At 66.7% G+C, this 13,274-nt stretch carries 8 protein-coding genes; 6 read left to right on the top strand and 2 right to left on the bottom strand.

The features are described 5' to 3' along the window. Position 1: 1 nt before the first annotated feature. Genes pglZ through HMPREF3086_RS18145 form a run of 5 tightly spaced genes read left to right on the top strand, consistent with a single transcriptional unit; the run spans position 2 to position 9,553 of the window. Entirely contained in the window at positions 2 to 2,821 is a 2,820-nt protein-coding gene (pglZ, locus tag HMPREF3086_RS14230; protein ID WP_070722517.1) for a BREX-2 system phosphatase PglZ, read from the top strand. Beyond that, positions 2,818 to 4,119 (top strand): BREX system ATP-binding protein BrxD, encoded by a 1,302-nt coding sequence (brxD, locus tag HMPREF3086_RS14225; protein ID WP_070722515.1) that lies wholly within the window; start codon positions 2,818 to 2,820, stop codon positions 4,117 to 4,119. The genes pglZ and brxD overlap by 4 nt, the downstream gene beginning before the upstream one ends. Beyond that, positions 4,120 to 6,234, top strand: coding sequence for a DEAD/DEAH box helicase (locus HMPREF3086_RS14220; RefSeq protein ID WP_070722513.1), 2,115 nt, complete (start codon positions 4,120 to 4,122; stop codon positions 6,232 to 6,234). Between the two features lie 54 nt (positions 6,235 to 6,288). Next, positions 6,289 to 8,469 carry an AAA family ATPase gene (locus HMPREF3086_RS19660; RefSeq protein ID WP_083324456.1) on the top strand — a complete coding sequence of 727 codons (2,181 nt, stop codon included), beginning with the start codon at positions 6,289 to 6,291 and terminating at the stop codon, positions 8,467 to 8,469. Between the two features lie 4 nt (positions 8,470 to 8,473). Further along, entirely contained in the window at positions 8,474 to 9,553 is a 1,080-nt protein-coding gene (locus tag HMPREF3086_RS18145) for a 5-methylcytosine restriction system specificity protein McrC (RefSeq protein WP_083324455.1), read from the top strand. Between the two features lie 12 nt (positions 9,554 to 9,565). Here HMPREF3086_RS18145 and HMPREF3086_RS14210 read toward each other — a convergent pair whose 3' ends face one another. Then, a complete protein-coding gene (locus HMPREF3086_RS14210; protein WP_070722541.1) occupies positions 9,566 to 11,197 on the bottom strand; it encodes an ABC-F family ATP-binding cassette domain-containing protein in 1,632 nt (543 codons plus the stop codon). 426 nt (positions 11,198 to 11,623) lie between these two features. Continuing rightward, positions 11,624 to 12,406 (bottom strand): thioesterase family protein, encoded by a 783-nt coding sequence (locus HMPREF3086_RS14205; protein ID WP_070722510.1) that lies wholly within the window; start codon positions 12,404 to 12,406, stop codon positions 11,624 to 11,626. A 34-nt stretch (positions 12,407 to 12,440) separates the two neighbouring features. Between HMPREF3086_RS14205 and HMPREF3086_RS14200 the strand changes: the two genes are divergently transcribed. Beyond that, positions 12,441 to 13,274, top strand: an 834-nt coding sequence (locus HMPREF3086_RS14200; RefSeq protein WP_070722539.1) for a lycopene cyclase family protein, incomplete at its 3' end; no start/stop codon positions are given.

Here is a 13,274-nt window from a genome sequence, read left to right as displayed (position 1 = left end):
CATGGCGTCGCAGGTGCACACCTCGTCGTCGTCACCCGCCACCGCGACCGAGGACGACATACGGGGCCTCCTCGTTGGTCTCTACCGCGACAAGAACGTCCGCAGAGGGTTGCTCGTCGTCCACGCCCAGCCGCGCTGGGACGGCCCGACCGCAATCTCGGTCGAGGACCTCATGGTCCCCGTTCACTGCTGCAGGACGGTTCTCCAACTCCGAGACGTCATCCGGCACCGAAACGACCCGGACACGCCGTGGCGGGTGGTCCTGACCGACCTCCGCGACGACGACATCCCCCACGGCGTCAAAGAGCACTTCAAACCAGTGGGCCGATCACTCGAACTCGACCCCACCCGCACGCTCCTCGGGTTGTTCTCGGCCGCACGGACCGGCGGTCGCGTTCCCCGCAATCGGCAGGACATACGTGGGCTCGTCGCACTGCTCTCCCCGCACCGGGCGTCGCTCGAACCCACCTCGACGCCCGTCCTCACCGCAGATCACCTCTATGCCGAAGTCACCCGTCACGTGCTCGGATTGGCCGAGAACACCCGACTCGCTGACCTGCTCGCCTGGAGTGCAACCCCCGAGGCCACCGAGTCCTGGGACCACGTCGCTGACGAACTGTCCGAACCCACCCGCCAGTCGCTCCTGACGTGGATCTGTCGCGGGCTCACCCTCACCGGATCAAGCATCCGGGCCCTGTGGTCCGCGCGGGGGCCCGGAGCCCTCCTGCCAGCAGGAGTCGTGGCCGAAACCTTGGGCCAGGGCGCCAGCAGCACCGACGGACGGAACCTCGCGGTGCCACGTGCACTCTTCCGCAAGCACGCCGGGCAACCTCAGGACGAGGAAACCTTACGTGACTGGGGACGAGGGGCGGCGACCGCCATACGGTCGATGCTCGACCACGGCCAGCCGGTGACCGCGGCCCTCGCCGAGGCCAGTCAGCTACTCGACCACGTCGACGACACCTCCGACAGTCCCCTGCTCGCCGCATCCACAATCCTTCCGGGCGGCTTCCAGCGCCGGCTGGACCGGTTCGTCCGCACCCTAGCTCCCGTTTTGGCAGGGGGCGATGACCGTCCCGCACTGCGCGCCCTGGAGGACATGCGGCAACACGTAGACGCCGGGCGGGCCTACTCCGGCGACATCGACACCGCCGCCGCGCTCCTGCGGTTGCTGAGATGGCACCACACTGCAGCCGACCACGCCGAAGAGTCGATGCGCACCGCGACCATCGAACAAGCCATGCGCGACTATGCCGCCGAATTGAGCTGGGTGGACCGGGCCGTCAACACCGCCTGGAGGGGATTCTCCGCCGACCCCAAACCGGATGCTGGACACTCCACCGTGGACCCCGATGCGCTCACCCGCGACGTCACCAACCGCGTGCTCGACACGCGTAAGCGAATCGACCGGTCCTTCGGCGCCTTGGCCGCCAGCAGGCTCGCCGACGGAGCCTCCGCTGGCTCGGCCCTGCTCGTGGAAGACGTCATAGGCAAGGTCATCGAGCCGCTCCACAAGTCCGGACCGGTTTCCGGCGAAGAGCGCAAGCGCCGGCCGCTGCTGGTATTGGTGGTCGACGGGCTCTCGATGGCGGCAGCCCACGGCCTCTCAGAGGACCTCCGCAACCGACACGGCACCGTCTGGCAGCAACTCGATCTGAGCGCCCGCGGCCTCCACGTGGCGGCAACCACGCTGCCGTCGGTCACCACCTACTCCCGGACCTCGCTGCTCACCGGCACGCTCATGGCAGGCGGGCAGACCGAGGAGGCGCAGGGCTTCGCTGCGGCCCTGCCCGGGGCTCGACTGTTCCACAAGGCTGCACTCGACTCCGGGATCGCCGACCAGGTCCGGCAGACCATCTACGACACCACCCACACTCCGGTCGTCGGGGCCGTCCTCAATACCGTCGACGACGCGTTGGATCGATCGGACCCCATTGCCGCCACCTGGACCACCCAGCGGATCACCCACATGGACAAGCTCCTCGAATACGCCCGCGCCGTCGGTCGAGACGTGGTGATCGTGTCCGATCACGGGCACGTGGTGGAACGCAGCCAGATCCCCAAAGCCGATGCGGACACCGCGGTCAGCGCCCGCTGGCGTCCCAGCGACGGACCCCCCGCCGACGACAGCGAACGGGAAGTATCCGGCACCAGAGTGCTGTCCCCCGGCGGATCGGCAATTCTGGCAGTGGACGAGGACCTGCGGTACACGGGAAAGAAGGCGGGCTACCACGGTGGCGCCGCGCCAGCTGAGGTCTGCGCGCCCATCTCCGTGCTCGTCCAGTCGCTCGACGGGCTCGACGAAGACTCCCTTTTTCCCGCGGCGCTACCGATGTCGGACCCGTGGCCCGCATGGTGGGACCTCAGCGCACCCGAGCCCGCATCTCAGGGGGCGGTCACTCCCGGCGCGACACAACCGGAACGGCCCACGCCGCCGCCGACCTCGACACCCAGTGAACTGCAGAGCACGCTGTTCGACGATCCCGAGCCGCCGCCCTCGCCCAAGGCGACATCGCGCACCAGCGACTTGTACACCTCCCTGGCCAGGAACCGTCAGTTCAGGGACCAGGTCGAGGCGCACAACGTCGGGCTCGAACCGCGCGAGTTCGCTGATGCCCTTCGCGCCATCGCCCACAACAATGGGCGGATGCCGATGGCAGGACTCGCCGAACGAGTGGGGCTGAACGCCATCCGTCTGCGGGGCACACTGACCCGCATGCAGAAGGTGGTCAACATTGACGGCATGCCGGTCCTCGAGATCGACGGGAACGACGTCGTCTTCAGCCCCGAGCTTCTCCGCGAACAGTACGGACTCCCATGAGCCTGTCCCCCGCCCGCCGCACCGCCATCATCGATGCCCTGCGAAAGGGCACTGTGCCCGCCGAAGGCCTCGACCAAGTCGCTGTGGGCCTGGATCGCCTGGCCCCGGTGATCGGGGAGGAACTGGACAAGGTGGCCGGCGGCGCAGCGGTCTTCAAGGCCGTCCGCGGCGAGTACGGCTCGGGCAAGACGTTCTTCGCACGCTGGATGCAACAGCAGGCCATCGAGCGGGGTTTCGCCGTGGCTGAAGTCCAGATCTCCGAGCTGGAAACCCCGTTGCACCGGCTGGAGACCGTCTACCGGCGATCTTGCGAAGAACTCCGTACCCCCGCCGTCTCTCGACAGGCATTCCGGGCGGTGCTCGACGACTGGCTCCTCGGAGTGGAAGACGACGCGGCCTCCTCCGGAGCAGACGGCGCCGAATTGCTCGAAGAGAGACTGCGCTCCGTCGCCGATGCTGCGCCCGTGTTCCCGCTGGCCCTGCGCGGGTATCGGGACGCATTGCTCAACGGTGATACCGAGGTTGCCGACGGGCTTGCCGCCTGGCTCGGCGGTCAACGCAACGTCGCCGCGTCGGCCAAACGAGCCGCCGGGGTGAAGGGCGAACTCGACCACTTCCTGGCCATGGGCTTCTTTCAGGGACTGCTCCAGGTGCTCGCCGGCTCCGGTCACCGGGGCCTGCTACTCGTACTGGATGAGGTCGAGACCCTGCAGCGCATGCGCGGCGACGTCCGCGAGAAGGCCCTCAACGCCCTGCGGCAGTGGATCGATGAACTCGACTCCGGCCGCTACCCCGGGATGTACCTGCTCATCACCGGAACCAGCGCCTTCTTCGAAGGACAACAGGGCATCAAGCGACTGCCTCCGCTCGACCAGCGGATCGGCGTGAAATTCGACGCCGACCCCCGATTCGACAACCCCCGGCAGCCACAGATCCGGCTCCAGGCCTTCGACTTCGACCGACTGGTCGAGGTGGGATCGCGCGTGCGTGACCTCTACGCGGTCGGCCTCGACCCCGCCGCAGCCCAGCGGGTCACCACCCTCGTCGACGACACCTACCTGCGCGTGCTCGCCGAGTCCGTGGCAGGAAAACTCGGCGGCCAGGTGGGGATCGCACCCCGCCAGTACCTGCGGATGCTCGTCGACTGCCTGGATCGCGTCGAGATGTTCCCGGACTTCCTCCCGCGACAGCACTTCACCCCGACGCTCGACGCGTCCGACCTCAGTCAGAGCGAACGGTCCGCAGTGGCGGCCTCGTCGTCGTCAGCCATCGACGACCCCGACGCCATCGAGCTCTAGATGGACCACCGCGCCCCGCAGGGCTTCCCCGCGCTGCACCCGCTACTGCAGCACCACGTGGTCAACTCCCTCGGCTGGCCCAGCCTGCGGCCACTGCAGGAGGAGTCCGTCCGGCCACTCATCGACGGCGAGGACGCCCTACTGCTCGCGCCGACCGCCGGCGGCAAGACCGAGGCCGCCGTCTTCCCCGTCCTCTCCCGCATGGCCCACGAAGACTGGGCCGGGCTGACCGTCCTGTACGTGACCCCGCTCAAGGCGCTGCTCAACAACCTCGCCGTGCGTCTGGTCGACTACACCGCGTGGATGGGCCGCCGCGTCGAGGTGTGGCACGGGGACGTCGGCGAGAGTGCCCGCAGAGCCATCCGCGCCGACCCACCGGACATCCTGCTCACCACACCCGAATCCATCGAGGCGATGCTCGCCTCCACCAAGACCGACCACCGCACGCTGTTCGCGAACCTGCGGGCCGTGGTGATCGACGAGGTGCATGCCTTTGCCGGTGACGACCGCGGATGGCATCTGTCCGCCGTGCTCTCGCGCCTCGAGCACCTGGTCGGGCGGCCGCTGCAGCGGATCGGGATGAGCGCGACCGTCGGCAACCCCGAGGATCTGCTGCGGTGGTTGCAGGGCGGTGTCGACGGGCGGGCCGGTCGGGTGATCGCGCCGGGTGTCGCCGTGGGTGAGGCGGTCCGGCCTGTCGCCGGGGACGCCGACATCGTCGTCGACGCGGTCGACACCCTCGACTCCGCCGCGGTCCTGCTCTCCAAGCTGTACCGGGGGCAGAAACGGCTCGTCTTTGTGGACAGTCGACGGCAGGCCGAGGAGCTCGCATCGATGGTCCGGGGCTTCGACGTGGACGTGTACCTCTCGCACTCGTCGCTCTCCGCCGAGGAACGGAGGCGGTCCGAGTTGGCCTTTGCCGAAGCGCGCGACTGCGTGATCGTGGCGACTTCAACCCTCGAGCTGGGCATCGACATCGGGGATCTGGACCGGATGATCCAGATCGGTGCCCCGACCACCGTGTCGAGCTTCCTCCAGCGGCTCGGCCGGACCGGACGGCGCGCTGGCACCGTCCGCAACTGCCTGTTCATCGCCACCGAACCCCGGCATCTGCTCCGGACGTTGGGGCTCCTGCACGCCTGGGGCACGGGATACGTCGAGCCCGTTGTGCCCCCTCCGGTGCCTCTGCACCTGGTAGCGCAGCAGATCATGGCCGCGATGCTGCAGGAGGGCGCGCTGCCGCGGTATGGCTGGCAGGACCGGTGGGCGGCGACCCCGTTGATGAGCGTCGAGACCCTCGAGCGTCCCGCCGAGCTGATCGTCGACGTCCTGGTGGAGCGGGGGTACCTCACCGTCGATGGCGGCGCCATGTTCCTCGGGCCCGATGCCGAGAGGGTGTTCGGCCGCCGACACTTCATGGACCTGCTCACTACCTTTGCGATGCCACGGGAGTTCACCGTGCTCGCCGGCCGGCAGGAGGTGGGCACCGTGGAGTGGCGGGCGCTCACCGGCGTCGACGGGCCGATCCGCCTGCTTCTCGCGGGGCGATCGTGGAAGGTCACCGACATCAACTGGCCCAGGCACCGGGTGCAGGTGGAGCCCGCCGCGGGCGGCGGTAGAGCACGGTACGGGTTCGGGGGCGCCGACATCGGTCGGCAGGTCGCGCAGGGCATGCGGGCGGTGCTGCTGGGCGAGCTCCCCGAGCAGATTCGGCTCACCGCGCGGGCGCGCGCCGCACTCGCCGACGATGAGGACCGGTTGCGTCACACGGTGAGCCCGCACGGCCCAGTGTGGACGACCACGGACAATGTCCGAAAGTGGTGGACCTACGAGGGCAATGCTGCCAATCGTCGTTACCAAGCGGCGCTCGGGCTGGCCTTGGGCGAAGAGCTGGCTCCGCAGGGAGGGATGGTCCAGCCCGATGCGATTACCCTGCACGAGGGCATGCCCACCGGGCCTGCAGCGGAGCGGCTCGAGTTCTGGGCGTCCCTACCGGAGAGTGAGCGGCCGCTTCCAGCGGTTCCTCCGACCCTGATCGACAAGCTCAAGTTCTCCGAGGCGCTTCCGGTCGAGTGGGCCGTCGAGGTGATCGCGCGGCGGATGACTGGTGCGTAGAACGCCTTTTGGGTATTGGCGATGCCAGCCCTGAGACACAGCTAGTCTTGGGGAATGGCGGAGTTCTGGGGAATCCACAACGACCAAACCACAATCGATCCTGTTTCCGACGGCGCGGTGCGAATTGGCTGGGACGAGGTTGGTGACCTCCGTAAAATTCAGCCGACAAGGGACGCGTTCAAAGAAGCCCTTAGCGCGGCCAACTCTGACTCAAGTTCCTCGATTGCAGCGTGGGCGGGAACGCTCTTTCGATTTATTCACGTGCTCAAGGTGGGTGACGTCATCGTGTGCCCAGACCGCTCCACGCGTGCCCTAAACATCGGAAGAGTGTCAGGGGACTACGAATTCCGAGCAGATAGCCAGATGTATTCTCACTGGCGCCCGGTGGAGTGGCTTGTCACAGGTGTGTCGCGGGATGAGTTGTCACTTCCTGCTCAAAATGAAATGAGCGCTGCTACTACGCTTTTCACTCTCGTGACGGGAAGAGAGGAGATCGAGCAGCTGCTGAGCGATCCTCCCCCTGCGGAATCACGAGCGACGTTCGAGTGGGGGCCCTTCTACGAAGAGCTCGCTAACGCGGTGTTGAGCTACCGCAGCGATCGAGAGGTCCTTCTGGACAAGCTTTGGAAGGTCGCGCGCAACTCCGGTCTGGAGCACCTGTTCAAGTATCTCCGCACCGACACACGATCAGACGGAACACGTGGCGCCCTGCGCGATATAGATCCGTTTACGGTGTTCAGCCCGTTCAACAGGGGGATCAAGGAATCGGCTCGAGCTCAGATCGCTCAAGCATTCAAGGACGAGTTCGGTATTTCTGCAAAGGCTCCGGCCGAGTTTTCCGGCATCCCGATCGTGAACAACCTGAACTCCTGGTTCATCAGGTGGGAGAACGAGCGCGACCCAGACCAGGTCGATTTCCTGTGGGATTTGGCGGAATCGGCGGTTGGCTACGCGTCGGCTTCGACCGAGGAGTCTCGCGAATCCCTAGTGGCGGCCTTCGATGCAGCGGCGCAAGGCAACACGCGCCAATTATCGATGGGGCTGTATTGGATTCGCCCTAACGTGTTTACCGCTTTCGACCAGGTGAACGCTAGCTTCCTGGCGGACCAGTTTCCCGATCTTGCCCAGCGGCTCGACCTGCGCGCGAAAATCGACGGTGAGGCGTTTCTCGCTAACACTGAAGAGATCCAAGCGTGGTTCGAAGACGCGACTTCGCCGTTTAGCTCAATCCCGGAACTGTCGTTTGCAGCGTGGCAGTATGTGAACACCGCATCGCCAAGCGCGGCCGATGAAGGAGCGATTGACGAGACGCCTAGTACTTCTCCGGATACCGGTGGACTCCTCGGGGACATATTCACGGTCGACTCCATTATCGAGGACGCCAGCTTTGTACCTCGGCATGAGCTCGAGGCGATGCGTGAACGACTACTGGTGAAGAAGAACCTCATTCTTCAAGGACCCCCTGGAACGGGAAAGACTTGGCTCGCCAGACGGTTGGCGTGGACGTTGTGTAATGAACGCGGCAGCTCTCGGACCACAGTCCTTCAATTCCATCCGTCCATGTCCTATGAAGACTTTGTGCGCGGATATCGCCCCACCGTCAAGGGCGGGCTCGAGCTGGCAGACGGGCCGTTCTTGGAAATGTGCACTACCGCACAGGACAACCCTGACCACAAGTACGTAATGGTGATCGAGGAGATTAACCGGGGTAACCCTGCGCAGATCTTCGGGGAATTGCTCACGCTACTCGAAACGGACAAGCGGACCTCTGAGTACGCTATGCGTCTTTCCTACCCTCGTGCCGAGGACGAGCGGTTTTTTGTTCCGCCGAATGTGTTTGTCATCGGTACGATGAATGTGGCGGATCGATCATTGGCGCTAGTAGATATGGCATTACGTCGGAGATTCGCTTTTGTCGAGCTGAGTCCGCAGTTTGGTAATGACTGGGCGCAGCACGTCAGTGGTCTTGGATACGACCTTGGCACTCTTGAGCGATTCGGCGCCCGGATGGAAGAACTGAATAGTCACATCGCGGCGGACCGGTCGTTGGGGCGGCAGTTCTGCATCGGACACAGTTTTGTGACCCCCTCTGTAGACATTAGGCGCGGAGGGCTTGACACGCGTCAGTGGATTGAGCGGGTTGTGGATACGGAAATCGGCCCTCTACTGGAGGAATACTGGTTTGACCGTCCGGAAGAAGTGTCCAAGCACACCGCCGCGCTACTCGACCCGTAGTGATATGAAGATCCCCGTCCGGAATCTTTGGTTGCTGCAACTGTTTGCGTCACACCTTTATCGCCACGCGGGAGATGAGTTCGCTGGTGCAGAGAGGCTTCCTGAAGACATCCCTGAACTCGTTGCAGGGATGCTCGCGGAGGAAGTGATGACGCGGTTGCATTCGGGTCTATCGGTGGGATTCGTCCGAACCAGCGAAGATGTCCGTAGGGTCCGGGGGCGCATCGATCTATTAGGAACTACTCGCGACCGGCTGCTTGAGCGAGGAAAGGTTCGCTGTCGATTTGATGACATCGTCACCGACACTCCGGGGAACAGGCTGGTCCGAGAAGGGCTCCAGCGTGCCGACGCTCTCCTGCCCGACAACCCGCTGTTTCGGTCGTTGGTCCTGCAATTACAGGCGGCTGGCGTAACCGGCCCACCGCCCAATCCCAATGTCGCCAGATCTCTGCGGCGCCAACGACTGTTGGCTCAGGATCACCGAATGTTGACCTTGGCGGAGTTGCTTCTCTCGCTCTCGATCCCAGATCAGAGCGACGATGAGTTTGCCATGGTAAGCCCAGACGACTCCGACGGCTATCTGCGGAAACTGTTTGAACACGCCGCGCATGGTTTCTACGAGCATTCTTTAGGTAGACGAGGATGGCAGGTTGATCATGGTAAACGCCTGAACTGGGATGCCCAGAACGGTACGGAACGGATACATGAGATTTTTCCCGGTATGCAGACGGACGTCATTTTGCGAGCGCCTTCACCAGGCGCAACTGGCGTTAGACGCAAGATAGTAATCGACACTAAGTTCAACCGGGTCGTCGTGGCCGGATTTCATCGGGAGGAGACTTTGAGAAGCGGCTACGTCTTTCAGATCTATGCGTACCTCATGTCCCAGCACGGAAAGGACGAAGAGCATCGTCGCGCTGAAGGACTTCTACTTCACCCCGTCGTAGACGGACACGTTGACGAGGAGATCACGATCCAAGGTCACCGGATCAGGTTTGCCACGGTGGACCTACGAGAATCTGCCATGACCATAGCAAAGCAATTGTCCGACGCCGTGTCGGAACGCAATTCGAGTGAAACTTAGACCGCAGCACGGTTACGCGAGTTCGACGATCTCCATGTACTCCTGGCTCCATAGGTCCTCCGTGCCGTCCGGCAGGATGATGACCCGCTCGGGCTCGAGCGCCTCCACGGCGCCGGGGTCGTGGGTGACCAGCACGACCGCGCCCTCGTAGGTCCGCAGCGCGTCGAGGACCTGCTCGCGCGAGATGGGGTCGAGGTTGTTGGTGGGCTCGTCGAGCAGCAGGACGTTGGCCGCCGACGACACCAGTCCGGCCAGCGCCAGACGCGTGCGCTCACCGCCGGACAGCGTGCCGGTGGGCTGCTCGAGCTGCGGGCCCGAGAACATGAACGCGCCCAGCAGGCCGCGCAGGTCCTGCTCCCCCGCGTCCGGCGCGGCGTGGCGGATGTTCTCCCACACGGTCGCGTCCATGTCCAGGGTGTCGTGTTCCTGGGCGAAGTAGCCGATCTTGAGCCCGTGCCCGGTGACCACGCCACCCTCGCCGTCCGTGCGCTCCACGCCGGCGAGCAGCTTGAGCAGGGTTGTCTTGCCGGCACCGTTGTAGCCCAGCACGACCACGCGGCTGCTCTTGTCGATCGCCAGGTCGACACCGGCGAACACCTCGAGCGAGCCGTACATCTTGGTCAGACCCCTGGCGAACAGCGGCGTCTTGCCACACGCGGCCGGCGTGGGGAACTTGATGTGCGCGACCTTGTCAGCCACGCGCACCTCGTCGAGCTCGTTCATCATGGTCTCGGCGCGGCGGATCATCTGCTTGGCGGCCGCGGCCTTGGTGGCCTTGGCGCCGAGCTTGGCGGCCTGCTGCTTGAGCGCGGACGCCTTCTTCTCTGCGTTCGCGCGCTCGCGGCGGCGACGCGCCTCGTCGGTGGCGCGCGCGTCGAGGTACTTCTTCCAGCCCATGTTGTAGGCGTCGATCTCCCCGCGCACGGCGTCGAGAAACCACACCTTGTTCACCACCGCCTCGAGCAGCTCCACATCGTGGGAGATGATGATGAGCCCGCCCTCGTGCTTCTCCAAGAACTGGCGCAGCCACGTGATCGAGTCGGCGTCGAGGTGGTTGGTGGGCTCGTCGAGCAGCAGCATGGTCTGCGACTTGCCGGCGCCGTCGGAGGCGGCGAAGAGGATCCGGGCCAGCTCCACGCGGCGGCGCTGACCGCCCGAGAGCGTGCCGAGGTTCTGCGTGAGGATCCGGTCCTCGAGGCCCAGGCTGCTGCAGATGCGCGCGGCCTCGCTCTCGGCCTCGTACCCGCCGCGGGCGGAGAACTCGTCCTCGAGCCGGCCGTAGCGGCGCACGGCCTTGTCCATCGCGGCGTCGTCGGGAGCGTCGACCATCTGCTGCTGGGCCGCGGTCATATCGGCCATGAGAACGTCGAGCCCGCGGGCCGAGAGAACGCGGGACCGGGCCAGCTGGTCCATGTTGCCCTCGCGCGGGTCCTGCGGCAGGTAGCCCAGCTCCCCGGTCCGCACGACCTTCCCGGCGTACGGCTCACCCTCGCCGGCGAGGATCCTCATCGTCGTCGTCTTACCCGCGCCGTTCCGCCCCACCAGGCCGATCCGGTCGCCGGGCTGGACCCGCAACGAGGACCCGTCCATGTGGAGCAGGGTGCGCACGCCGGCGCGCACCTCCAGGTCGTCGATGGTGATCACGTGCGCGGGTACCTCGCTGTAGCTTCGGGGAAGAGTCGGCGGCCCGCCCGTGGACGGGTTCGGGCCGACCTGCCACTCTACCTGCGGCGCGAGTGAGCCGACGAGTCCGGTGACGTGGGTCTCCGCGACCAGAGCGCGCAAGCCGAGTCGGTCTCTGAGCGAATTCTCCTGCCGCGCTTCGTTCGCTGCGACCTGTGGGCGGCCTTCCAGGCGTCCGGTGTGTGCAGCCGCTGCCGGCCCTGGCGTCGCGCTCCCGCCCGTGCATTCCCGCCCCGCGCAGTCGCGTCACGCGCCCGGACAGCCGCTACTCTGCCTGGCGTCTCGCTTCCGCAGATGTCCACGACAGCGCTCCTCGCCCCTCACGATGGCGCCTCGCCTGCGCATCGGGGCAGGCCAGACGCCATCGTGAGGGGCGGCTGCGAAAGCTCAGCCCGCGCGTCGCCCGTAGAGGTTCTGCACACAGCGACCGAGCCGCCCGCGATCGTCCGAGATCAGCGTGTCGGTGAGCACTCCCTGCCCGGGCCCGCCGACGGTCTCGCTGTCGAGGTGCACCCAGCCGGGTTCGGGGTCACGGTGCAGCGAGACCACGAGGTCGCAGTTGACCGCCGGGTGACTCAGTGGGTCGCTGGCCAGGGACACGCCGCTGGCGGAGTCGGCCACCACCACGGTGTGCTGCCAGCCGGTCATCCGCTCCCCCTCCACGAGGTCGACGCGCGCCCGGCCCCAGGTCTCCGCGGGCCCGAGCTCGTCGCCGCCGCCGGAGACGAAGGCGAAGTCCACCACGGACAGGTAGCCGTCGGCGTGGGCGAAGCTCATCATCGGTCCGCGTTCGCGTGTGGCGGGCACGGGCGGCCCGTCGTGGGTCCCGACCGTCGGGAAGTCGTCGGGTGTGCGGCGCATGCGCCACCCGCGGGCGACGAGCGCGGGCCGGCCGGCCACGGAGGCGCTGGCCTCGAGCAGTTCGACGCTGCGTCCCGGGCGCACGGTGCGGACCTCGATGTCGAGCGGCGCGATGGGAACGGGGCCCAGCACGTCCACCGAGATCCGCGCCAGCCGCAGCGTCGCGTCCGCCTCGAACCTCTCCATCGCCCTTACCAGCAGCGCACTCGGCGGCCCGGCGTGCTGTGATTCGGCGGACCACGGGCCCGCGGTGAGCGCGGTCGACTCGAAGCGACCGTGGTCCATCTGCTGGTAGAACGCGCCTGACATGGGTTCCTCTCGCGCGACGGTAGTGTCGGTCCGTATGAATGCTACGGGTGACGAGTTGTTCGACGTCGCCGTCGTCGGGCTCGGCCCCGCCGGCCGCGCGCTCGCCTCCCGCTGCGCCGCAGCCGGTCTCACGGTCCTGGCGCTCGACCCGCGGCCCGACGCGCCGTGGCATCAGACCCTGTCGGTGTGGACCGACCAGGTGCCGCCGTGGCTGCGTCCGGAAGTGTGTGGGATCGACGTGCTCGCGCACAGGGTCTCCTCCCCCGCCCTGTACGCGCCCGGGCGCGCGGTGCTCCACCGCGAGTACGCGGTGCTGGACAACGACGCACTGCGGCGCGCCCTCCCGCTCGGCGCGGGGGTCACCGTGGAGCGGAAGGCGATCGACGACGAGGCACTGCCTGCCCTGACCGCCCTGGCCCACCGCGTGGTGGACTGCCGCGGCGCGGGGGGCCGGCTCAACCCGGGCCCGCTGCAGACGGCCTACGGCATCGTGCTGGACGCCGCCGATGCCGCCCCCGCGCTGGGTGGGGAGGCGGCCCTGTTCATGGACTGGCGCACCGACTACGCGCGTGACGGGAACGACGACGACGAGATCGGCCCCAGCTTCCTGTACGCCATCCCCCTGTCCGCGGACCGGGTCCTCCTCGAGGAGACGTGTCTGGCGGGACTGCCCGCCCCGGATCCCGCCGTCCTGGCGAGCCGACTGCGCTCGCGCCTGGCGGGCCGGGGGGTGCCCAGCGCGGCGATCGACGACCCGCTATCGGTCGAGCGGGTGCACATCCCGCTCCTGCCGCGGCCGGGCGGGTCCGAGAACCCGCTGGTCGAGGCGTTCGGCACCGCGGGCGGGCACGGACACGCGGCGACGGGG

It is taken from the genome of Dietzia sp. HMSC21D01, from assembly GCF_001815995.1.
Taxonomy (GTDB): domain Bacteria; phylum Actinomycetota; class Actinomycetes; order Mycobacteriales; family Mycobacteriaceae; genus Dietzia; species Dietzia cinnamea.
The sequence above is the reverse complement of the archived record's forward strand: the minus strand, read 5'-3'. Positions and strand labels throughout refer to the sequence as shown.

What these genes read in the sequence shown, in the direction of transcription:
- brxD (WP_070722515.1), top strand. Translation starts at nt 2,818, where the DNA reads ATGAGCCTGTCCCCCGCCCGCCGCACCGCCATCATCGATGCCCTGCGA.
- HMPREF3086_RS14220 (WP_070722513.1), top strand. Translation starts at nt 4,120, where the DNA reads ATGGACCACCGCGCCCCGCAGGGCTTCCCCGCGCTGCACCCGCTACTG.
- HMPREF3086_RS18145 (WP_083324455.1), top strand. Translation starts at nt 8,474, where the DNA reads ATGAAGATCCCCGTCCGGAATCTTTGGTTGCTGCAACTGTTTGCGTCA.
- pglZ (WP_070722517.1), top strand. Translation starts at nt 2, where the DNA reads ATGGCGTCGCAGGTGCACACCTCGTCGTCGTCACCCGCCACCGCGACC.
- HMPREF3086_RS19660 (WP_083324456.1), top strand. Translation starts at nt 6,289, where the DNA reads ATGGCGGAGTTCTGGGGAATCCACAACGACCAAACCACAATCGATCCT.
- HMPREF3086_RS14205 (WP_070722510.1), bottom strand. Translation starts at nt 12,406, where the DNA reads ATGTCAGGCGCGTTCTACCAGCAGATGGACCACGGTCGCTTCGAGTCG.